The sequence below is a fragment of the Thiobacillus sp. genome, from assembly GCF_030696885.1.
Taxonomy (GTDB): Bacteria; Pseudomonadota; Gammaproteobacteria; order Burkholderiales; family Thiobacillaceae; genus Thiobacillus.
This window is the reverse complement of record NZ_JAUYRI010000031.1, coordinates 44,536-65,649: the sequence shown is the minus strand read 5'-3', so window position 1 is coordinate 65,649 and position 21,114 is coordinate 44,536. Positions and strand designations below refer to the sequence as shown.

Genomic DNA, 21,114 nt, shown 5'->3' with positions numbered 1-21,114 from the left:
CTTGAGCACACGGTCGCCTGCTTTCACCAGGGGCCGCGGCATGCCGCCGATGCTCTGATGCAAGGGGATCACCAGCAAAGTTGGCGTTGGCGCCACGGCGATCGGGTGAGTGGTCGACGCTTCCTTGTTGTAGGCCGGCTTGACGCCGCCGTGAAAGCGAAACAGGCGCTGCAGTGCGCTCACGCGGTTTCCTTCTGTGCCGGAACGATCTTGATCACCGGGTACTTCCACTTCCAGGTTTCGACGCTCTCGCCGATCGGTTCCATGGTGATGCAATTCACCGGGCAGGGCGGCAGGCACAACTCGCAACCGGTGCATTGGCTGGCGACTACCGTGTGCATCTGTTTGGCGGCGCCGACGATGGCGTCCACCGGGCAGGCCTGGATGCACAGCGTGCAGCCGATGCAGGTTTGCTCGTCGATGAAAGCGACCGATTTCGGCTTCGGCGTGCCATGCGTTTCATCGAGCGGCTTGGGCTCCACCCCCAGCAGTTCGGCCAGCTTCTTCACGCCGTCCTCGCCGCCCGGCGGGCACTGGTTGATGTCGGCCTCGCCCTTGGCGATCGCCTCCGCGTAAGGCCGGCAGCCGGGAAAACCGCACTGGCCGCATTGCGTCTGCGGCAGGATGGCGTCGATCTTTTCCGCCAGCGGGTTGCCCTCCACCTTGAAGCGGATCGCCGACCAGCCGAGCACCAGGCCGATCACAACCGCGATGGCGACCATGACGCCGATCGCGGTGAGCATTACTTGACCAGCCCGGAGAAGCCCATGAAGGCGAGCGACATCAGGCCGGCGGTAATCATTGCGATGCTGGTGCCCTTGAAGGGCGAGGGCACGTCACAGGTGTCCAGCCGCTCGCGGATGCCGGCAAACAGCACCAGCACCAAGGTGAAGCCGATCGCGCCGCCGGCGCCGAAGAACAGCGACTCGACGAAATTGTGGTTCTGCTGCACGTTGAGCAGCGGAATCCCCAGCACCGCACAGTTGGTGGTGATCAGCGGCAAATAGATGCCCAGCACCTGGTAGAGCAGCGGGCTGGTCTTGTGGATGAACATCTCGGTGAACTGCACGATCCCGGCGATCACCACGATGAACGACAGCGTGCGCAGGTAGAACAGCTCGGTGCCGAGCAGGTATTCGTTGATCAGATAACTCGCGCCGGACGCCAGCGTCAGCACGAAAGTCGTTGCCAGCCCCATGCCGATGGCCGTTTCCAGTTTTCTCGATACCCCCATGAAGGGGCACAGGCCGAGAATCTTGGCCATCACGATGTTGTTGACGAACACCGTGGAAATAAGGATGAGGATGTAGGTTTCCAAAATGGGCTGATCCGGCGCAATGCCGCATTATCCTTCGCGGAGCGCCTGTGATTCAAGCCATTGCGGTCAGGGGTATTGCCCCCGGCACGCATTCAGACCGGACAGCTCTGCCCGCCCAGGTTGCCGGGCGCCCAGAAATCGTAGCCCTTGCTGAGGAATTCGTCCCACGGCAGGTAGTGCGAGCCGTCGCACGAGAAGGTGAGGCCGACCATGCCGTTGAAGATGTTGAGCGAGCCGGCGCGCAGGTAAAAGGTCTCGTCCATGAAGCGCAGCGCACGCAGCGCGTCGAGCACCGGGCGAATCTTGTCCTTCGGCACCAGGGCGTTGGCCGGATAGTCGACGTGCGGGTAGATCAGGCAGGTGTCGGGGTCGGTCAGCGCCTGGATATCGAGCAGCCGGTAGCGATAGGGGTCGTCGACCAGCCACATGGTGGCGCGGCTGCTGGAAAAATGCAGCTTGCCATGGAAAACGCCGTGGTCGGTCATCAGCTCTTCCATCACACCGATGACGGTGTCGAGGTTGAGGTCCATCTGGCTGTCGCTGCGGGTCTGGTGGAACACCGCACTGCGGATCGCCGGGTCGCCCTTGATCTGGCGCCAGTAGGTGGGCTCGTCGTACAGCTTGGCGGTGATCGGCAGGTCGCGCAGGTCGAAGTCGGCGCCGACGAAGCCGAGCACCTGGCCGTCGTCGTCGCGCACGATCTGGATCGCGGTCAGCGACGGTCGCTTGGCGCGCAGGCTGATATAGGCCTGGGTCAGCAGGAAGCCCTGGTTCGGCACTGCTTCGCGCATGTAGGGGCGGTCGGCGCGGTCGCGCCCGTAGTCCGTCTCGACCAGGCCTTCGCGGCTGATGTTGTCGGACAGCTGGATTGCCTGGGTGTCCAGCGCGTACAGATATTTGCACGCGGGCATCGTCGTCAGCGCATGCGTCAGCGCGGCATTGAGTCCGCCGCGGCTCGGCCACGCGCGGCTGCAGGCCTCGGCCGCCAGCGCCAGCGGTTCGCGCAGCAGGTTGGCCAGCGCTTCGCGCTGCTGGGCGACGCTTTCGGCAAGGGTGGTGGAGATGGACATGTCGGAGCGGTCTGCGACAGCAGTCAGGTTGATGTTCACGATCAAGCGCGCAGCGAAATCACCGGCCAGCCCTGCGTCTCGGCATGGGCGCGCAGGGTGGGATCGGGGTCGACGGCCACCGGATGCCGCACTTTTTCCAGCAGCGGCAGGTCGTTGTGCGAATCGCTGTAGAACCAGCTGGTGTCGAGGCAGTCGAGCCGGGTGCCGTGGGCTTCGAGGAAGTGTTCGAGGCGCACCACCTTGCCCTCGCGGAAGCACGGCGTGCCGGCGACTTCGCCGGTGAAGCGGCCGCCGATTTCCTCGGGGTCGGTGGCGATCAGGTGGGCAATGCCGAATTCCTTCGCGATCGGCCCGGTGACGAAGCTGTTGGTGGCGGTGATGACGGCAACCAGGTCGGCTTCGTTCAGGTGCTTGTTCACCAGGTCGCGCGCCGCCTGGGGGATCATCGGCCGGATGCGCGTTTCCACGTATTCGGCGCGCCAGGCGTCGAGTTGCGCGCGCGGGTGGGTGGCGAGCGGGCGCAGGGCAAACGCGAGGAACGCGTAGATGTCCAGCCGACCCGCCTTGTAGTCCTCGTAGAACGCCTTGTTCTTGGCTTCGTAATGGGGGCCGTCGACCGCGCCCTTGGCGATGAGGAATTGCCCCCATTCGTAGTCGGAGTCGCCGGCAAGCAGGGTGTTGTCGAGATCGAAGAGGACGAGTTTCATAGCGGGAGGCAGGTTACTAGATGCAAGTTACAAGTAGCCACGTACAAATAATCAGTGGCGCGGCGCCTGGCCGCGGTCGAGCCAGAACTCGCGCAGCTCGTAGGCGCCCCACAGGGCCAGGGCGAGGTGGTCTTCGCGGCGGGTGGCACGTTCTTCCGGGGTGAGTTCGTCGAACGGCGCCGCCAGCACATAAAAGGGATCGAGCACCTCGTCGACGAAGGCTTCGTCCTTGCTGTCGGCGGGCAAGTTCCAGTCGTCTTCCCAATATTCCACCGCCAGCAGGAAACCGCCGGCCCACAGCTGGGCATAGGGCGGGATGCCGGCGTCCTTCAACTGCCCGGCCTCGGCCGGCGGCAGTTCGGCCAGCAGGCCGTCCCAGTCCATGACTAAGGGCGACAGCGCCTTGGGGTCGGCCAGGTTCTCGATCGGCGCGGCGAGCGCGCGGGCGATCTCGTTGCGGCGACGCTCGAACAGCGCCAGAAAGCGCGCCTCGTCGGCCGCATCCTCAAAGATCGTGGTCAGGCCGTCGGTGCGGTCGAGCAGCACCGGAAAGAATTCATCCGCCGGAATGGCGCGCGGGCTGCACACCAGCGCGGTCAGAAAGCCGTCGAGCCCCTCCAGCGAGAGCGGCACGTCAATGCGCTCGTCGATCAGGTCGACCAGCTCGGCCAGTTCATCGATTTCCTCGTCGCGGAGCGGGGCATGGGCGGATTTGGCAGCGGACATGGCGTGGGCTCGCATACTTTCGATTAAGGGTGCGGACCGGCGCATCGCGTAAAATCCGCCCATGAATTTTACCGCGCCGGGGCTGGCTGCATCCGTCCTGCCCGAATCCTTTTATCTGATCGGCTGGCTGGGCCTGGCTTTCCTGGCCTGGCGCTGGCTGATGTCGGGCGACTGGCGCCGCCTGGCCGAACCCTCAAAGCTGAACCTGTTTCTGGCCGCCACCGTGGCGGTGCTGGCGCTGTGGCAGATACGCACCGGGATCCAGCCGGGGCTGGCGTTTCATCTGTACGGCATCGCGGCGCTGACGCTGATGTTCGGCTTCTGGCGCGCGACCTTTGCCGGCGTGCTGATCCTGCTGGCGAACGCAGCCTTCGGGCGCAGCAGCTGGAATGCGCTGGGCGTCGACGCCCTGCTGGTGGCCGCACTGCCGGCGGCGGTGAGCTGGAGCGTGTACCGCGTGCTGGAATGGAAACTGCCGAATCATTTTTTCGTCTACGTGCTGGGCAACGGTTTTTTCGGCGCGGCCCTGTCGGTCGCCGCCATCGGTCTTGCCACCACGGCGCTGATGTCCGTCGCCGGCGTGTATTCGCTCGATTATCTGCTCACCCACTACACGCCGTACGCCACCCTGCTGATCAGCTGGGCCGAAGCCTTCTCCACCGGCATGGCCATTACAGTGATGGCCGTGTACCGGCCGGCCTGGCTCGAAACCTTCGATGACGCCAAATACATCCAGAACAAGTAGTCCCTTGCACATCACCTATCCCGACCTTCCGGTTGCCGCGCGCCGCGACGACATCCTCGCCGCGTTGCAGAAGCACCGGGTGCTGATCCTGTGTGGCGAAACCGGCTCCGGCAAGACCACGCAGATTCCCAAGATGTGCCTGGAAGCGCAGTCTGCATCCGGCACGGCGAAGCCCGGCAAGCTGATCGGTTGCACACAGCCGCGCCGCATCGCCGCGCGCTCGGTGGCGGCGCGCATTGCGCAGGAACTCGGCGGCGAGCTTGGCGGCCGGGTCGGCTACAAGGTGCGCTTCACCGACACCGTGCGCCACGATACCGCGATCAAGGTGATGACCGACGGCATCCTGCTGGCCGAAAGCCAGGGCGATCCGCTGCTCTCGCGCTACGACACGATCATCATCGACGAGGCGCACGAACGCAGCCTCAACATCGATTTCCTGCTCGGTTATCTGAAAACCCTGGTGGAAAAGCGTGACGACCTGCGCGTGGTGATCACCTCGGCCACGATCGACGCCGAGCGCTTCTCGAAGCACTTCAACGACGCGCCGGTGATCGAGGTGTCGGGGCGCACCTATCCGGTGGAAATCCGCTGGCGACCGATCGAACGCGAGGAGCCGGCGACACCGGCCAAGGGCGAGCGCGAGAAAAAGGACAAGGATGCCCCCGACCAGATCGCCGCCATCCTCGATGCCACCGACGAGCTGGCGCGGCTGGGTTCCGGCGACATCCTGGTTTTCCTGCCGGGCGAACGCGAAATCCGCGACACCGCCGAAGCGCTGCGGAAGCACCATCCGCCCGGCACCGAAATCCTGCCGCTGTTTTCCCGCCTGTCGGTCGCCGAGCAGGACGCAATCTTCAAGCCGACGAATGCCTTGCGGCGCATCGTGCTCGCCACCAATGTGGCGGAAACCTCGCTGACCGTGCCGGGCATCCGCTACGTGATCGATCCCGGCACCGCGCGGGTGAAGCGCTATTCGGCGCGCAACAAGGTCGAGCAGCTCTTGATCGAGAAGGTGTCGCAGGCGTCGGCCAACCAGCGCGCCGGCCGCTGCGGCAGGGTCGCCGACGGCGTCTGCATCCGCCTCTACGACGAGTCCGATTTCGGCAACCGGCCGCGCTTCACCGACCCCGAACTGCTGCGATCCTCATTGGCCGGCGTCATCCTGCGCATGAAGTCGCTCGGTCTGGGCGACGTGGTCGGTTTTCCCTTCATCGATCCGCCGAGTTCGCGCTTGGTCACCGACGGCTACCAGCTGCTGGCCGAGCTGCATGCGCTGGATGAGCAGGGGCAGCTGACCAAGATCGGCGTCAAGCTGGCCAAGCTGCCGCTCGACCCGCGCATTGCCCGCATGCTGCTGGCTGCCGAACAGCAGCGCTGCGTGCGCGAAGTGCTGATCATCGCCAGCGCCCTGTCGGTGCAGGACCCACGCGACCGTCCGATGGAGCGCGCACAGGCGGCCGACGAAAAACACAAGTTGTTCGCCGACGAGCGTTCCGACTTCATGGGCTGGATCAAGCTGTGGCGCTGGTACGAGGAGCAGGTGCAGCACAAGAAGACCAACCGCCAGCTGCAGACGCTGCTGCAGGATCATTTCCTGTCGCCGCGGCGGATGCGCGAATGGCGCGACATCCACGGCCAGCTGCATGCGCAGATGAGCGAGCTGGGTCTGCACCAAGACCGCCCGAAGGGCGAGCGTCTGGTGGCGTCCCCCTTGCGGGGGCTTAAGGAGAATGAGAAGGAGGCCGGCTACGACACGATCCATCAGGCGCTGCTGACGGGGCTTCTCGGCAATATCGGTTTCAAGTCCGACGACGTGAAAGGCCGCCCCAAGCCCGGCGAGGGCAACTACCACGGTGCACGCGGCATCAAGCTGTCGATCCACCCCGGTTCGGCGCTGGCGAAGAAAGGACCGAAGTGGATCATGGCGGCCGAGCTCACCGACACCGGGCGCCTGCTCGCGCGCACCGTCGCCGAGGTGCGGCCGGAATGGATCGAGGCGGCAGGGCGGCATCTGCTGACGCGCATGTTCATCGAGCCGCACTGGGAGCAGGAGGGCGCGCGCGTGGTCGCCTTCGAGCGTGTGAGCCTGTATGGCATCACGCTGGTGCCGCGGCGCAAGATCCACTATGGCCCGATCGATCCGGTGCTGTCGCGCGAGCTGTTCATCCGTGGCGCGCTGGTGGCCGGCGAATACGACACGAAAGCGCCGTGGTTCGCTCACAACCGAGCACTGATCAAGGAAATCGAGGACCTCGAACACAAGGCGCGCAAATCCGGCGTGTGGCTGGACGAGGAGCGCATCTACCGCGTATTCGACGCGCGCATTCCGGCCGAGCTCCACAACGGTGCGGCGTTCGAGCAATGGCGAGCGGAAGCCGAAGCTACCAACCCCAAAACCATGTTCCTGCAGCGTGAGGACATCCTCGGTGAAGGACTCGGCGCCGACCACACGCTGTTCCCGGAAACCATGGCGGTCGACGGCGTCGCGTGCAAGCTCAAATATCGCTTCGAGCCCGGCCACGCACTCGACGGCGTGACGCTGCAGCTGCCGCTGTATCTGCTTAATAAAATTGAAGTAGCGCAGGTCGACTGGCTGGTGCCCGGCCTGATACGCGAAAAGCTCACGCTGCTCTTGAAGTCGCTGCCCAAGGACAAGCGGCGTCCGCTGATACCGCTGCCCGATACCGTGACGGCCTTTCTGTCGGTGGCGAAGCCGGGCGAGCAGACGCTGACTGCGGCGCTCGCCGCGTTCATCCGCAAGCAGACCGGCACCGACATCCACCCCGACGAATGGAAGGGCGAACTGCCGGCACACCTGCAGATGAACCTCAACGTGATCGACGACAGCGGGCAGGAGCTCGCCAGCGGCCGCGATCTCGTCGCGCTGCGCGCGCAGTTGGGCGGCGCGGCGCGCATCACCTACGGCGGTGGTGCCGAGGACAGCGAGTTCGAGCGCACGGGCCTCGTCGAATGGAATTTCGGCGACCTGCCGGAGCAGGTCAAATTCAAGCGCGGCGGGCGCGAGCTGATCGGTTATCCGGCGCTGGTCGACAATGAAGAAAGCGTTGATCTGCGCCTGCTCGAAGCCGCCGACGTGGCGGAAGCGGAAACCCGCCGCGGCGTCGTGCGCCTGCTGCGCATCGCACTCGACGCGCAATTCAAGCAGCTCGACAAGGACCTCTCGCGCGAAGCCGCACTGGCGATGAAGTTCCGCAACTTTGGCAGCGCCGATCAATTGCGCGCGGCGCTGATCGATGCGATCGCCACGCGCGCACTGCTGGGCGACGACGACACGCCGCGCGACGCGAAGACCTTCGGCAAGCAGAAGGAACGCGCCAAGCCGCGGATCGCCGTGGTGAAGCAAGCGTTGCTGCGCGACGTCGCCGAGATCCTCGACCTGCACGCGCAGGTGGCGGCGCGGCTCAATGCCAAGCCGCAGTTCACCGCCGCGATGCGCGACGAAACCACGCATCTCGCCGCGCTGGTGCCGGCGGACTTCGTCACCGCGACGCCGTGGACGCACCTGAAGGACCTGCCGCGCTATCTGCAGGGCATCCTCAAGCGGCTGGAAAAGCTGCCCGCGTCCGAGCAGCGCGATTCGCGCGGCATGGCAGGCGTGCTGACGCTGCAGAACAAGTATGCGGCGCGGCGCGGCCAGGTGAAGGGCGAGGCGCCTGCCGAACTCGACGACTTCCGCTGGCAGCTGGAGGAATTGCGCATTTCGCTGTTTGCCCAGGAGCTCAAAACGCCCTATCCGGTGTCGGTCAAGCGGCTCGACAAGCTATGGGACACACTTGCCAGACAGCCCCTGGCTTGAGTAGTCTGCCGGCATGAGCGAGCGCGTACTCAACCTGCCGAACGTCATTACCCTGCTGCGGATCGCCGCCGTGCCGGTCGTGGCGTGGCTGATTCTGCAGCAGCACTGGGAAGCGGCCTGCTGGCTGTTTCTCGCCGCCGCGGTGACGGACGGAATCGACGGCCTGCTGGCGCGCTGGCTTAATCAGATGACCCAACTCGGCGCCGCCCTCGACACCGTCGCCGACAAGGCGCTGGGCGTGATCACGCTGGTGATGCTGACCCAGGCCGGGACGATTCCGCTGTGGGTGACGCTGGCGATCCTGCTGCGCGACAGCATCATCGTGCTGGGTGCCCTGAGCTACCGCGGGCTGGCGGGGCATATCGAAATCCATCCCACCTGGCTGGGCAAGGCCCACATGTTTGCCGAATTCGCGCTGCTGACCCTGGTGCTGGCTGGGCTTGCCGAGCTGCTCGATCTGACCGACTGGCTGCAGCTGCTGTTTGTCAGCGTGTTCGTGATCGCCGTGGTCTCCGGCATGCAGTATGTGTGGATCTGGACTGCCAAGGCGCGCCGCGAGCGGCTGGCCGCCCGGCTGACGCGCTGAGCAGCCCTATTCATCGCGGGTGGCGCGCCTGCGTTCGCCTGTGCGCGTGGCCTTGATCCGGTACATGGCCGTGTCGGCGGCCCGCACCAGCGCATCCTCGTCGGCGCCGTCGTCGGGATAGATCGCTTCCCCGATGCTGGCGGTGATGTCGATGTCGAGACCGTAAAACTGGGTCCCGGTATTGAGTGCCTGTTCGATTTTCTCCGCAACCGCCAGATAGTCCTCGCGCGCCTGCAATTCCGTCAGCAGCACCACAAACTCGTCGCCGCCGAGCCGCGCGACCGAGTCGGAGTCGCGCACACTGGCGGTCAGGCGCCTCGCCACCTCGGTCAGCACGGCGTCGCCGACATGGTGCCCGTGGGTGTCGTTGATTTCCTTGAAACGGTCCAGATCCACGTACAGGATGCCCAGTTTGCTGCCGTAGCGGTTGGCATGAAGAATCGCCTGCTGCAGGCGGTCATAGAACAGCCGCCGATTCGCCAGTCCGGTCAGCGGGTCATGGGTGGCTTCCTCGCGCAGCGCGCTGCGCGAATATTCGAGCGCCTGCAGGTGTTGGTGGATCTGTTCGGATTTCAGTCGGTTCCGGTGCAATGTGCGCCAGGCGATCAGGGCCGCCAGGCCAAGCGCTGTGAGACCGAACACAAGTGTGAGGAACAGCGCGCGCTGATAGGTGGTTTGCGCCCGCTGCTGGGCGGCCATGTTGGCGCGTTGGTAGGCGCTGCGCAAGCTGGCCAGATGGTGGTTGAACGCTTCCTGCAGGGGAATCGATTCCTGCACCAGCAGCTGGCGGGCCTCCGCTTCGCGATCGGCGTTGAACAGATCGACCACGCGTTCCTGCACGGACTGGATTTCAGTGACCAGGCGCGTCTGTTCGTCGAACTCGCCTTGCTCGGTCGCGGTGAAGCCCAGCGAACGCAGGGCATTGCGGCCGCTACCGACGAGGAACCCCGCCCGGTTGAATTCCATGAAATAGGCATCGCGCTCGAACGGGTCCTCGGTCAGCGCCATGCGAAACAGGCTGTCGGTGCGCAGGTGTGCCGCCACCTGGGTCTGGGTGATGAAGTCGATCTTTTTGTTATGGCGCTCCACGACGACCTCAATCTGCGTACCCAGTTCATGCAGTTGATACAGGCTGTTGATCAGCAGGCCGCAGATCAGGGCGATCAGCGTGGTGAAGGCGATTCGGGTATTGAGCGCGAGTCCCCGCAGCATGGCGTGTCGGCTATTCGGGCGCGGGCGGCGCGGATCGTCCCGCGCCGGCGCTTTGCAGGGCCGCCAGGGTGCGCGTCACCTCGGCAACGTGATGCGCAGGCCGGACCCGGTCGAAGCGGGCGGCAATGCGCCCGTCCGGCGCGATGATGAAGGTGCGGCGGCGGGCGAAGCGCACGATGCCCAGATTGAGCAGGCTGTCGTAGGCGGCTGCCGTTTTTCCGTCGGGATCGGACAGCAGCGGAAACGGCAACTGGTATTTGCGGGCAAAGTCGGCGTGCGAGGCGCTGCTGTCGATGCTGACGCCCAGCACAGCTGCCGTGTGCGCATTCAGGATGCCAATGTCGTCGCGAAAGCGGCAGGCCTCCACGGTGCAGCCCGGCGTGTCGTCGCGGGGATAGAAATACAGCACCAGCCAGCGTCCCGCATAATCGGCCAGCTGATGGCGCCGGCCATCCTGGTCCTGCAGCGCAAAGTCCGGCGCGGCGCTGCCTACCGCCCGCCGGAGCCCCGGCCGCAGCATCCACAGGACCGCACTTGCCACCACCAGCAGCGCGGCCACGCCCACCAGTATTGTTTTGGTCATAAGTTCTCCTAACTCCATCATAGTCAGGTTCTGACACAATCGGCACGGTCGGCAATGCGCGCGTGATTCGGTAGAATGCCCGCCACGCCCCGGTAGCTCAGTGGATAGAGCAACCCCCTCCTAAGGGGTAGGTCGGACGTTCGATTCGTCTTCGGGGCGCCACACCATCAAGAACCCTGCGGATAATCGCGCACTGTGCGCTGGCGCACCGACCGGCTGCGCATTCCGCCCTAGTCTGGCCAGCCTGAACAGACGCAGTCATGCGGCGATCCTTTGCAAGGGCCTTAGGAAAGTCTAAGGTTGTAGTGCGAGTGTTCTGCCATGAAGTGAATAATCAGGATGCCTTGAGCCGGTTCACGCGAGCAATCGGGCGTGGGCTTTTTTGAACTTGATACACCAAGAGGAATACTTTCCATGAATGCGAATAACACGTCTGCCCATGCAGAATCCGTCAATGTGACGAAAGAACAGCTGATCAATGATTTCAAGGTGGTGGTTTCCGATGCGGAAGCCCTGCTGAGGGCGACGGCAGGCCAGGGTGGCGAGGCGCTGGCTGCAGCGCGTGCCAAGGCCGAAGCGTCCCTTGCCACCGCCAAAGTGCGCATGAGCGAAGCCCAGGCCGCGATGCTGGCCAAGACCAAGGCTGCTGCCAAGGCAACCGACGAATATGTGCACGTGCATCCGTGGCAGGCTGTCGGCGCTGCGGCCAGCATTGGCCTGATCATCGGTGTGCTGATCGGACGTCGCTAGGCCGAAGATGGCAGACGAATCGCACGCGGCAGCGGGCGGCCTGTTCGACTCCCTGAAAACGCTGTCGGGGAGTCTGGTTAGCCTTGTTCAAACCCGCCTTGAGCTGCTGTCCACCGATATCGCCGAAGAACGGCTGCATCTGACCCGACTGCTGGTGCTGGGCCTGCTCGCCCTGTTCTGTTTTGGCGTGGGCGTGGTGCTGCTGGCGATGCTGATTGTCGTGATCTTTTGGGACACGCATCGGCTCGCGGCGCTGGGCGGGCTGACTGGGTTTTTTCTGGCAGCCGGCGCAGGTCTGGTGGCGTTCGCCCTGCACAAGGCCCGCACCCGGCCGCGGCTGTTTGAGGCGAGCCTCGCCGAGTTGTCCAAAGACCGCCAGCACCTCAACGCCGAGCCATGAACGGAAAACTCGCCCAACTGGCCGACCGTCGCCGCCAACTTGTGGCGCAGGCCGCTTTCCAGCGAGCCGCGCTGGTGCAGGACATGGTGCCCTGGCGTGCGCGGCTGGCGCTGGTCGACCAGGGCGTGGCCGCGATCCGGTATCTCAGACGCCGTCCGTTCCTGATCCTGGGCGTCGCGCTGCTGTTTGCGGCGGTGCGTCCCCGGGGCGCGGGCAAATGGCTGCGACGCGGCTGGCTGGCGTGGCAGATCGGGCGCAGGCTGCGCTGACAGGTGGGATTAAGGGCGCCCGCCGGTCAGGGGCGTTAGTCAGCACGGCAAATTAAGCGGCAGGCCTTGCCGCCTGCATTGATCCCATTTATCCCAAGACGCGCTGAGCGAGTGGTCGCTCGGTGCGGCAGCGCTATTGCACCGCCTGCTGACGCTGATACTCGCTGCGTTTCATGTCGATATAGGCGGTTCGATCGAGTTCGCGCAACTGGCGGGGGTATTGCTCGGTGGCGGAAAACCAGGTGTGCAGGCGTTGCTGCAGCTGCTGGGCCGAGGGCGTTCCATAGGTTGCGAGATAGGCATCGATCGCCAGGTAGTAGCGCATGGCATTGCGTTCGATCGCGCCACGCATGCCGCCGATATGCTCGGGCGCACCGCCGGGCTGCCGGCCGGTACGGGTGAATCCCACCTTGCCGCTGCCCAGCGTGGCGAGATAGGTCTTCATCGCGATGCGTCCCGCGGTGCCGTAATCATATGAATAGGTGAGGCGCAGAAAAGTGCGTCCGTTTTCAACCGGCACCGCCTGCAACTGGATGTGGTAGTCGTGGGTGCTGAGCGGCCCCTGCGGCGCATGCAGCCGGAGCTCCAGATAATTCGACGTGGCGGTTACGACGCGATAGGAAAACTCAATGGGATAGGCGTCCTTGATCGGCTGCGGCGTCTTCTTGCCGATGCTGACGGCGAGCACGGTGCCGTCGGCATCGGTGGTGGCGCGGCAATGCTTGGTGTTGATGTGCAGGATCAGCACGTCGCACCAGTGCGCCGGATCGTTGAGCGCCGCCTGGACTGTGAAAAACGGGTAGTCGATGCGGGCGTGAATGTCGCCCTTCACCTCATTGTCCGATTCCGACGAATCGAGGGTCAGCGCACGCCGGAACGGATTGTTGTGGAGGCGCTCGCCGAGCGCGGCATAGTGGGCGTGCAGTGCGGCGGCGGCAGATGCATCCGGTCCGGCGGCCAGCGCCGTTTCCGCGCCGATCAGCATCGTGGCGGCCAGCCACAGCGTGCGCAGCAGCCGAGTGAGGATCGTGTTACCGATCGCGGTGTTCACCATGGCCCCTGCACCAGCAGGGGATGCCGTTTCACCCGCATCCGGCCTTCCCAGCCACAGTCTTCGGCGATGCAGCGAAAGCGCCCGACTGTGACGAACATGCTCAGCAGCAAGTCGGCCAGCCGCCGCGGAATGCGGACGGCGGTGCCCTTGCAGCGGGGGCAGATGCAGCCGGGGCTGGTATAGCTCACAACCGGGGGACGGTTGCTGCCGTTGTGGGGGGCGGAATTCATGAGGACTCGACCCCTGTTGGGGCTGAACAGTTCAAAACGGGTATTCGGTCCATCTCAATCTCCTTTCATGATCGATGCCGCTCTGGCTGCAGCGGAAAGCAGCTGGAGACGGCCAGACGGGTTCATGGAAAGCACGTGCCAGGTTGTCCAGGCTGGCTTTCCCGTCGCTACAGTCTGCAAGGCGGGAGACAAGGGCGCGCCCCGGCAGGGTTCCCCGGGCGCACGCAGGTGTCAGACCCGCGGGGTCCACATGCTGGACCAGTTGTCGGCACTGATCGCACCTTCCACCACCTGGCAGGTATTCGATGCAGCGAGAAAATGCAGGCAGCCGTCGCATTGCTGCTCACCTTTCGGCTGCCGCTGGTGCGTCACGCTTTCCTGCGACACTTTTGCGGACAGCCGCGTCGCCTCGGCGTCTGCGGCAGCAGGGCCTGAGCCGCCGCCGGCATCGGCTGCGTCGATGCCAGCCTGCGAATCGCATCCCATCAATGCAGCCGGCAGCAACAGGCTACAGCCCGCCAGCAGCACGCCGCGCAGCAGTGTTCTGCGCGAAGCCGCGACGCCTTCGGCCGGGTTGCGGTCTTCGTCGATGTTCGCGTTCATTTCAAGCGTCCTGAATCCAATCTGATCGGAGCTCAAGCCTAAACGCTCGCCGGGACGGAGTCTGTGCGGTGCCGAACCCATACGGCTGCGCCGGCTTGGTCCGCAAAGGGGGTCCACAAAAATATTCGGATATCTCCTACACAAGTCTTGAGCAAGTCCTACAGCGCTTTTGAACCAGAAGTCTAGTCTTGTCACTGTCCGTGCCACCTGGCATGTGCGACGAAACCCAACTCAAGGAGATTGACCATGAAAGTTACCCATATCGTTGTTTCAACCGTTGCAGCCCTGTCGATGGCAAGCGTTCTGGGCATTGCCTACGCGCAGTCCACCTATAGCGATCCGCAGACCGGGACCACGAACCAGGGCACGATGAATCAGCAGGATGCCACCGGTACCACCACCCCGGGCTCCAGCACCACGCCCCAGGGCTCCACCAACATGGACTCCAGCACCAACATGGACTCCACCAGCACGACGCGTTCGCAACCCATGTACAACGAGCGCGTGGCACGTGCAGACCGCAACTAATAGCGGTGCCTGGATGGGCAGTCTCCGCTGTTCAAGTGCGCCGGCTCCACTGAGAGCCGGGACCGCGCTTGAGCGGGTGGCGGTGCCCGGCCTGGCCGGGTTGCTTGCGGGCAGGCTGCATCATGCCCGTTGAATCCCCCAAATTACATGATGGGCGCGTGCGCAAGCATGCGGCCATCCGCAAAACGCTGACGATCGGCGCGGTCAGCCTGGTCGCCGTGCTGACGCTGGGCATGGTGTCCGGCGGCATCCCGATCCTGTCAGCGATATCGTCCCTGCCTTCGTCGCCAACTGCAGTCCGCCTGGCGGACTTTGGCGACGCGTCGCCCTCGCCGGAGGCCCGCCACGTGGCCGACTGGGTCGCCGATTCGCGCGACAACGCGAATGCCGAGTTCATCATCGTCGACAAGCGCGATGCACGCGTCTATGTGTTCGACGCCGACGCGCGCCTGCGCGGTTCGAGCCCGGTATTGCTCGGCGCCGCGTTGGGCGATGAGTCGGTGCCCGGCATTGGCACGCGGCCGATCGCGGAGGTGCGCCCCGAAGAGCGGACGACCCCCGCCGGCCGCTTCGTTGCCGAACGCGGCCGCAATCTGAATGGCGAGGACGTGGTCTGGGTCGACTACGACGCGGCGGTATCGATGCATCGCGTACGTGCCACCAAGCCCGTCGAACAGCGGCTGGAGCGGCTCGCCACGCCGACCGTCGACGACAACCGGATTTCGTATGGCTGCATCAACGTGCCAGTCGCGTTTTACGAAGCCTATGTGAGCCCCACGGTGGCCACGCAGCGGGCCATTGTGTACGTGCTGCCCGAGGTCAAGCCCGTGCAGCAGGTGTTCAATTCATATGACGTCGTCGCGCCGCGCCGGCTGGCATCCCTGAAGCTGAAGTGAAGTGCGCCGCCCCCGTGATCGTCACCCGGGATCTGTATCACGATTTGTTAAATGAAAGGAGCATAACGATGGGGAAATACTTCATAGCCTGGTTGCTGGGCGTACCGGTCTTCCTGCTGGTGATCATCTACTTCATCTTCTGATCGTGCCGGTTTCCGGTGAGCGGGTGACCGCGAAGCCGGTCGTGATTGCGCTTGCACGCGCTAACGCGGCATGACAAATTTATTTGGGTCTCGGCCGCGGCAAACGCGGCTGCACCGCCTGTAAGCGGCCGGCTCGCAATTCGTCCACCGCCTTTGCCACCGCACGCGCCACATTGCGCGTTTCTTCCTGCACGGCTTCGTCCCGATCGAGACTCTCGTGACTGGTCGCATACGGCGCGTAGTAGCCGATATAGCGGTCCAGTCGCGCCTGCGCGCCGGCGTCGATGAAGCCCATCCAATCGAGCCAGTCCGACAGGGCGCGGCGCGATTCCTCGATCCCGGCGACGTCGCCGTGGACGATCAGCCCGTAGACGCGCCCCGCCAGATGCTGCGGATAGTCCCAGCCCGCCATCTCGAGTGCTTTTGCCTTGTCGGGGTTCTTGCCCGAAGTCGAAGTGGGATCGGGGTTGCCGCCGTCGGCGCAGACCAGCCGATCGATCATCAGCTTCAGCGGGCCGGGGCTCTGATACCAGTACACCGGCGTGACGATGATCACCGCATGGGCAGCGGCCCAGCGCTCGTAGATCTCGGCCATCCAGTCGTTGGTCTGGTTGAGCGCGTGGTTGGGGTAACAGCTGCACGGCCAGTTGCACAGGGGCATGGCGGTCGACACGCAGCCCTTACAGGGGTGGATCGTGCGGCCGTACTCCGAGACGAGCAGGCTGAGATCGAGCACATCGGTCTGCAGGTCGGCCTGCGCCAGGGTGTCGCGCGCGATTTCCAGCAGCCGGAAGGTTTTGGACATCTCGCCCGGGCAGCTGCCATCGTTGCGCGCCGAGCCGCACACCAGCAACACCCGTGACGGGCTCGCCGGATCGGCCCAGCGCCGTTGTGCCGCGTCGATGCGCTGTTTCGTGGCCAGCCACTCGGACGACAGGTCGTAGTCCGGATTGGCATACCCGGGCCCCGCCTTCTGGGTGAAGGGCGACTTGCGATATTCGGTGTGGGCTTGCCAGGCAATCTCTTCGAGGCGGGCAATGGACGCGTCTTCGGCACGGAACGCGGGGTCGGCGAAGGCGGCCCGAAACCGGGTGCCGAACTCGGCACGCGAGACGGGGGCAGGGGACTGGCCTTTGCGAACCTTGATCATGATGACGTCCGTGGGCTACCGGGTCGATCCGCCCGGTGGGACGGCGGCCCGCTCAGGAATTGCGCCATTTATGAATTGTTCAATGGCCCCACGCCGCTGCGACCGATCATCGCCAGAAACTCGCGGCGGGTGGAGGGATCGTCGCGGAACGCGCCGAGCATGCGGCTGGTGACCATGGCCGAGCCCGGCTTGTGCACGCCGCGCGTGGTCATGCACTGGTGCGAGCCCTCGATCACCACGGCGACGCCTTTCGGCTGCAGCACGTCGTTCAGTGTGTCGGCAATCTGCACCGTCATGCGCTCCTGGATCTGCAGCCGCTTGGCATAGAGGTCGACCAGCCGGGCCAGCTTGGAAATGCCCACCACCCGGCGGCCCGGCAGGTAGGCCACATGCGCCTTGCCGATGATGGGCACCATGTGGTGCTCGCAATGGCTTTCGAAGCGGATGTCGGTCATCACGACCATCTCGTCGTAGCCATCCACCTCGCCGAAGGTGCGCGACAGGAGCTGCACCGGATCCTCGAGATAGCCGGCGAAGAACTCCTCGTAGGCCCGCACGACGCGCGACGGCGTGTCGAGCAGGCCTTCCCGATCCGGGTCGTCACCCGCCCAGCGGATCAGCGTGCGCACTGCGTTCTCGGCCTCGCCGCGGTCGGGGCGGTCCGGAAGCGTGGGTGCAGCGGGGGGGCGTGTGGCCTTTTTCTTGCTCATCTGGACGTGCCTTTCGTATGGATATGCCTTCACCAGAACGCGCGCGCTGCTTATAGGGTGATGTCCTTTCCCGAGCGGGCGTCCGGCAAAACGCCGTAAAACGTGTCGATGTCTTTCATCCAGCCGGCATCGCCCATGTCAGGCCAATGTCGCTTGTCGAAAGCCGGCGAATTCCTCAGGCGCTCTTCAGTGATGTCGAGCACGAAGCACGCGTTTTCCGCATCAAGCGTCAATGCGCGCCAAGGGATCGCAAACAGCTTTTCACCCACCCCCAGGAAACCTCCGGAGGACATGACGGCATAGCAGATCCTGCCGCTGTGGAGGTCCAGCATGAATTCTTTGAGTATCCCCAGCCGGTCTTCTCTACGATTGTAGACCTCGTCCCCGAGAAAAGCTTTTGCGCCGAATAGCGTGGGGGGGTGGCGCCCCTTGCTGGGGCTGTCCGTCTGAATGCGGTCGGTTTCGTGAGTGGGCATATTCATTTCATGTTTCCTGTCGGGGGGGCCGCGCGGCTCAGCGGGTCGTCCGTTCGGATGACTTTTTGAGATTGGCCTTGACGTCGCCATACAGGCCCTGGCCTTTTCCACCGGCGCGTTCAAGCTTGCCTTTCAATTCCATGGACTTGTCGCCGATCACCTTGCCGGTGATTTCCTTGGCCTTGCCCTGTACTTCCTTGACGCGTCCTTTTGCCTGGTCCTTGTTCATGATGTGCTCCTTGGAGTGGTGGGGCGTGGCGTCAGGCACAACGCGCACTGCGCGGCGCTCGCCACAGATCTATTGATAGCCCGATTTCGCGGCAAGTTCTGTACGCCAGCGTACGTGACGGCATCACCGCGTCTGTCAGACCCGCGTGATGCCGGCTTTCAGGTCGATGTTTTCCGGGTTCAGCAGCGGTCACCCAGCATCCGCGCGAGACCTTCCGCGCCCTGCTGCATCAGGCGTCCGTGGTTGCGGATAAACAGGGTATGGGCAGATGGCGCGACCCGATTCATTCACTCGATGCGCCTGATTGTCAGCAAGCGACATTCCGCCACGGTGTCTTCCAATGTGGACTAAAGTGAATCAGCGGCGGCCGCGAAAGCAGACCGGTGATGAGGGCTGCCACAGAGAGTCACTCCTTGCCCTACTGTCAGAAACCTGATTGAACGATAGGAGCACGATCATGAACGATGCAACTCAGGATTTTGTACGTCCTGGCTTCGAAACCCAGCCCATTCCGGGTTTCCCCCATGCCCCCTCCGACTGGTCTCTCGAACAGGCCGAGGAAGTCGCCCAAACGGAAGGGCTGGAACTGACTGAGGCGCACTGGGAGGTCGTGCGTGCCTTGCAGGAACTGTGTACACAGAATGCGGAACCTGCTCTGAACGCGCGCGACCTGCACGATGCGCTCGATGAGCATTTTCATGCCGAAGGCGGCATCAAGTATCTCTACCAGTTGTTCCCCGAGGGCCCCCTGGCCCAAGGTTGTCTGCTTGCCGGCGTGGAACCGCCCGCAGGAACCCGGGATCAGGGCATGGGCAGCGCGGTCTGAGTTCCAAGGTGCAGCGGAACGATGAGGGAAGCCCGCTCGTAGCGGGTTCCGATGGGCGGCGAGAAAGCGTTTACCTATTCTCGGTGCGGGCCCTTGGCTCAAAACAGCAGGTCATTGCTGTCGCTCACTTAATCTGACCTACACAGCGGCCGTCATGAAATTCAAGGATTACTATGAAATTTTTGGGGTGCCGCGCGATGCGACCCAGGACGACATCAAGCGCGCTTACCGCAAGCTGGCCCGTAAATATCACCCGGATGTCAGCAAGGATGCCAATGCCGATGTGCGTTTCAAGGAACTGGGGGAGGCCTATGCCGTCCTGAAGGATCCCGAGAAACGCGCGGCCTACGATCAGGTTGGCAGCCAGTGGAAGGCCGGACAGGATTTCCAGCCGCCGCCTGACTGGGATGCCGGATTTGAATTCAGCGGGCGCGACTTCGGATCAGGCAATGGCCCGACTCACAGCGACTTCTTCGAAGCGCTGTTTGGACGCCAGGCTCGAGGCAGACAACGGCCCGGCATGCATGCCCGCGGCGAGGACCACCATGCCAAGGTGTTGATCGATCTGGAAGACGCTTACCAGGGCGCCCAGCGCAGCATCTCACTGCGGATGCCGGTGCCGGATGAGCACGGGCGCATCGCGCTGCGGGAGCGCAAGCTCGACGTTCGCATCCCCAAGGGCATTCGTGCGGGCCAGCATTTGCGCCTGGCCGGGCAGGGCGATCCGGGCGTGGGCGAAGGGCCGCCCGGCGATTTGTTTCTGGAGATTGAATTCAAGCCGCACGCGCAATTCCGCGTCGTCGGCCCGGATGTCTATCTGGATTTGCCGCTGGCGCCTTGGGAGGCCGCGCTCGGTTGTTCGCTGACCGTGCCGACGCCCGAAGGATCGGTGCAACTCACGATTCCGGCGGGATCGGCGGCGGGCCGGCAACTGCGGCTGAAGGGCAAAGGCATTCCGGGCAAGGCGCCCGGCGATCTATACGCTGTGCTGAAAATCGTCTTGCCACCGGCCGTCAGCGAAAAGGCGCAGGCGGCCTACCGCGCAATGGCCGAAGCCTTTGATTTCAATGCGCGCGCGCCAATGAAAGGCTGATCCGTTATGAGCACAACAGACATTCAATCCTTCCATGGCCTGATCGTCGAAGAGGATATCCCGCTGACACTGGAAGACTTGTGTCAGGCGTGTTGCGCCTCCCGGGAGCACGTGGTCGCCTGGGTCGTGGAGGGGGTGCTCGAGCCGCTCGGTGAAACACCGCAGGACTGGCGTTTCACCGGTGCGTCCCTGCATCGCGCACGACTGGCCGTGTGGCTCACCCGCGATCTGGAAATCAATCCGCCCGGCGTGGCGCTGGCGCTGGATTTGTTGGATGAAATCGCAGCGCTGCAAGCGCATCAGCAACGCCTAGGACCGCGCTGAACGATAACCTGCTCAGGTGTTGCTCAACGGCCCCGCGTGGTCATGCACGGGTGCGAGCCCTCGATCACGACTGCGACGCCTTTCAACGTGCGCACTGCGTTCTCGGCATCACCGCGTCTGTCAGACGTTCGTGACGCCGGCTTTCAGGTCAATGTTTTCCTGGCTCAGCAGCGGCGCACCCAGCATCCGCGCGAGGCCTTCCGCCCCCTGCTGCATCAGGTGTCCGTGGTTGCGGATAAACAGGGGGCGGGCAAATGGTGCGACCAGGTTCATCCACCAGCGGGTGCTGTGCACATGCCATTCGTAGCGCACTGTGCTGACTGCGCCCGCGTGCGCAAAACGCCAGCGGCCGACACCTTCGAGATCGCCCTGGACCGTGCCTTCGATGGCCACCTGCGCTTCGATGCGGGTGGCGCGCACCTCGAACACCATTCGGTAAGGCAGCCGCCCCTGCCAGACGTAGCGCAGCACGCTGTTGATACCGTCGGCGTCGCCGGCCGCAAGCTTTTCCACTTTCATCACGCCCGGCCACCAGTCGGTCCAGCCGGGCGTGTTGTGGATGGCGGCATAGACCGAATCCAGCGGCGCCTGGATGCGCCAGATCGTCAGCAAGTGATAGTGCGCCACGAGATCTCCAATGCAGAACGGAAGTGAAACGGCCGCAGCCAG

At 64.1% G+C, this 21,114-nt stretch carries 26 protein-coding genes, 1 tRNA gene and 1 pseudogene; 12 read left to right on the top strand and 16 right to left on the bottom strand.

The features are described 5' to 3' along the window. From Q8R61_RS13965 to Q8R61_RS13940, 6 genes and pseudogenes are all read right to left on the bottom strand, one after another. Positions 1–183: pseudogene (locus Q8R61_RS13965) on the bottom strand (electron transport complex subunit RsxC); the annotation flags it as partial. After that, positions 180–743 (bottom strand): electron transport complex subunit RsxB, encoded by a 564-nt coding sequence (gene rsxB, locus Q8R61_RS13960; RefSeq protein ID WP_305538316.1) that lies wholly within the window; start codon positions 741–743, stop codon positions 180–182. The pseudogene Q8R61_RS13965 and the gene rsxB, both read right to left, overlap by 4 nt. After that, a complete protein-coding gene (gene rsxA, locus Q8R61_RS13955) occupies positions 743–1,318 on the bottom strand; it encodes an electron transport complex subunit RsxA (protein ID WP_305538314.1) in 576 nt (191 codons plus the stop codon). The genes rsxB and rsxA overlap by 1 nt, the downstream gene beginning before the upstream one ends. A 92-nt stretch (positions 1,319–1,410) precedes the next feature. Beyond that, positions 1,411–2,427 carry a hypothetical protein gene (locus tag Q8R61_RS13950; RefSeq protein ID WP_371133649.1) on the bottom strand — a complete coding sequence of 339 codons (1,017 nt, stop codon included), beginning with the start codon at positions 2,425–2,427 and terminating at the stop codon, positions 1,411–1,413. Positions 2,428–2,429: 2 nt separating this feature from the next. Beyond that, positions 2,430–3,095, bottom strand: coding sequence for an HAD family phosphatase (locus Q8R61_RS13945; RefSeq protein ID WP_305538312.1), 666 nt, complete (start codon positions 3,093–3,095; stop codon positions 2,430–2,432). Positions 3,096–3,146: 51 nt separating this feature from the next. Next, entirely contained in the window at positions 3,147–3,821 is a 675-nt protein-coding gene (locus tag Q8R61_RS13940) for a YecA family protein (protein ID WP_305538310.1), read from the bottom strand. 61 nt (positions 3,822–3,882) lie between these two features. Between Q8R61_RS13940 and Q8R61_RS13935 the strand changes: the two genes are divergently transcribed. The 3 genes from Q8R61_RS13935 to Q8R61_RS13925 are packed head-to-tail and all read left to right on the top strand — an operon-like array spanning position 3,883 to position 8,969. After that, entirely contained in the window at positions 3,883–4,566 is a 684-nt protein-coding gene (locus Q8R61_RS13935; RefSeq protein WP_305538308.1) for an energy-coupling factor ABC transporter permease, read from the top strand. 4 nt (positions 4,567–4,570) lie between these two features. Beyond that, entirely contained in the window at positions 4,571–8,383 is a 3,813-nt protein-coding gene (hrpA, locus tag Q8R61_RS13930; RefSeq protein WP_305538306.1) for an ATP-dependent RNA helicase HrpA, read from the top strand. A 13-nt stretch (positions 8,384–8,396) separates the two neighbouring features. Further along, positions 8,397–8,969: a CDP-alcohol phosphatidyltransferase family protein gene (locus Q8R61_RS13925; RefSeq protein ID WP_305538304.1), complete on the top strand. Its 573-nt coding sequence runs from the start codon at positions 8,397–8,399 to the stop codon at positions 8,967–8,969. 6 nt (positions 8,970–8,975) lie between these two features. Here the strand turns inward: Q8R61_RS13925 and Q8R61_RS13920 are convergent, their stop codons facing one another. Next, the gene (locus tag Q8R61_RS13920) at positions 8,976–10,181 is read right to left on the bottom strand and encodes a diguanylate cyclase domain-containing protein (RefSeq protein ID WP_305538302.1); all 1,206 of its coding nucleotides are present in this window, start codon (positions 10,179–10,181) and stop codon (positions 8,976–8,978) included. Between the two features lie 10 nt (positions 10,182–10,191). Next, on the bottom strand, positions 10,192–10,764 hold the full coding sequence (locus Q8R61_RS13915; RefSeq protein WP_305538300.1) for a peroxiredoxin: 573 nt from the start codon (positions 10,762–10,764) through the stop codon (positions 10,192–10,194). A gap of 86 nt (positions 10,765–10,850) precedes the next feature. Between Q8R61_RS13915 and Q8R61_RS13910 the strand changes: the two genes are divergently transcribed. From Q8R61_RS13910 to Q8R61_RS13895, 4 genes are all read left to right on the top strand, one after another. After that, positions 10,851–10,926, top strand: a tRNA-Arg gene (locus Q8R61_RS13910). A 252-nt stretch (positions 10,927–11,178) separates the two neighbouring features. Beyond that, positions 11,179–11,514 carry a YqjD family protein gene (locus tag Q8R61_RS13905; protein ID WP_305538298.1) on the top strand — a complete coding sequence of 112 codons (336 nt, stop codon included), beginning with the start codon at positions 11,179–11,181 and terminating at the stop codon, positions 11,512–11,514. Between the two features lie 7 nt (positions 11,515–11,521). After that, positions 11,522–11,914, top strand: a complete 393-nt coding sequence (locus tag Q8R61_RS13900; RefSeq protein WP_305538296.1) for a phage holin family protein — start codon at positions 11,522–11,524, stop codon at positions 11,912–11,914. Continuing rightward, on the top strand, positions 11,911–12,183 hold the full coding sequence (locus Q8R61_RS13895) for a YqjK-like family protein (RefSeq protein ID WP_305538294.1): 273 nt from the start codon (positions 11,911–11,913) through the stop codon (positions 12,181–12,183). The genes Q8R61_RS13900 and Q8R61_RS13895 overlap by 4 nt, the downstream gene beginning before the upstream one ends. 133 nt (positions 12,184–12,316) lie before the next feature. Here Q8R61_RS13895 and Q8R61_RS13890 read toward each other — a convergent pair whose 3' ends face one another. The 3 genes from Q8R61_RS13890 to Q8R61_RS13880 form a co-directional block, all read right to left on the bottom strand. After that, positions 12,317–13,237 (bottom strand): hypothetical protein, encoded by a 921-nt coding sequence (locus Q8R61_RS13890; RefSeq protein WP_305538292.1) that lies wholly within the window; start codon positions 13,235–13,237, stop codon positions 12,317–12,319. Further along, positions 13,231–13,467 carry a hypothetical protein gene (locus tag Q8R61_RS13885; protein WP_305538290.1) on the bottom strand — a complete coding sequence of 79 codons (237 nt, stop codon included), beginning with the start codon at positions 13,465–13,467 and terminating at the stop codon, positions 13,231–13,233. The genes Q8R61_RS13890 and Q8R61_RS13885 overlap by 7 nt, the downstream gene beginning before the upstream one ends. Positions 13,468–13,698: 231 nt before the next feature. Then, positions 13,699–14,070 (bottom strand): hypothetical protein, encoded by a 372-nt coding sequence (locus Q8R61_RS13880; protein ID WP_305538288.1) that lies wholly within the window; start codon positions 14,068–14,070, stop codon positions 13,699–13,701. A gap of 246 nt (positions 14,071–14,316) precedes the next feature. On the opposite strand from Q8R61_RS13880, the gene Q8R61_RS13875 reads away from it, so the two are divergent. Beyond that, positions 14,317–14,598 carry a hypothetical protein gene (locus Q8R61_RS13875; protein WP_305538286.1) on the top strand — a complete coding sequence of 94 codons (282 nt, stop codon included), beginning with the start codon at positions 14,317–14,319 and terminating at the stop codon, positions 14,596–14,598. A gap of 122 nt (positions 14,599–14,720) precedes the next feature. Next, positions 14,721–15,494 (top strand): hypothetical protein, encoded by a 774-nt coding sequence (locus Q8R61_RS13870; protein ID WP_305538284.1) that lies wholly within the window; start codon positions 14,721–14,723, stop codon positions 15,492–15,494. 222 nt (positions 15,495–15,716) lie between these two features. Here the strand turns inward: Q8R61_RS13870 and Q8R61_RS13865 are convergent, their stop codons facing one another. From Q8R61_RS13865 to Q8R61_RS13850, 4 genes are all read right to left on the bottom strand, one after another. After that, complete coding sequence (locus Q8R61_RS13865; protein ID WP_305538282.1) at positions 15,717–16,787, bottom strand: flavodoxin family protein; 1,071 nt, start codon at positions 16,785–16,787, stop codon at positions 15,717–15,719. 68 nt (positions 16,788–16,855) lie between these two features. Then, positions 16,856–17,497 (bottom strand): GTP cyclohydrolase I FolE, encoded by a 642-nt coding sequence (gene folE / locus Q8R61_RS13860; RefSeq protein ID WP_305538280.1) that lies wholly within the window; start codon positions 17,495–17,497, stop codon positions 16,856–16,858. A gap of 50 nt (positions 17,498–17,547) precedes the next feature. Continuing rightward, positions 17,548–17,979, bottom strand: coding sequence for a PRC-barrel domain-containing protein (locus Q8R61_RS13855; RefSeq protein WP_305538278.1), 432 nt, complete (start codon positions 17,977–17,979; stop codon positions 17,548–17,550). Positions 17,980–18,010: 31 nt separating this feature from the next. Further along, the gene (locus tag Q8R61_RS13850; RefSeq protein ID WP_305538276.1) at positions 18,011–18,202 is read right to left on the bottom strand and encodes a CsbD family protein; all 192 of its coding nucleotides are present in this window, start codon (positions 18,200–18,202) and stop codon (positions 18,011–18,013) included. Between the two features lie 457 nt (positions 18,203–18,659). Here Q8R61_RS13850 and Q8R61_RS13845 point away from each other — a divergent pair, with 457 nt between their 5' ends. The 3 genes from Q8R61_RS13845 to Q8R61_RS13835 all read left to right on the top strand — a co-directional run bounded on the left by Q8R61_RS13845 (position 18,660) and on the right by Q8R61_RS13835 (position 20,445). Continuing rightward, entirely contained in the window at positions 18,660–19,028 is a 369-nt protein-coding gene (locus Q8R61_RS13845) for a TusE/DsrC/DsvC family sulfur relay protein (RefSeq protein ID WP_305538274.1), read from the top strand. Between the two features lie 154 nt (positions 19,029–19,182). Beyond that, positions 19,183–20,121, top strand: a complete 939-nt coding sequence (locus tag Q8R61_RS13840; protein ID WP_305538272.1) for a DnaJ C-terminal domain-containing protein — start codon at positions 19,183–19,185, stop codon at positions 20,119–20,121. A gap of 6 nt (positions 20,122–20,127) precedes the next feature. Then, complete coding sequence (locus Q8R61_RS13835) at positions 20,128–20,445, top strand: chaperone modulator CbpM (RefSeq protein WP_305538270.1); 318 nt, start codon at positions 20,128–20,130, stop codon at positions 20,443–20,445. 120 nt (positions 20,446–20,565) lie between these two features. On the opposite strand, the gene Q8R61_RS13830 is transcribed toward Q8R61_RS13835, so the two are convergent. Beyond that, on the bottom strand, positions 20,566–21,072 hold the full coding sequence (locus Q8R61_RS13830) for an SRPBCC family protein (protein WP_305538268.1): 507 nt from the start codon (positions 21,070–21,072) through the stop codon (positions 20,566–20,568). Positions 21,073–21,114: the final 42 nt, after the last annotated feature.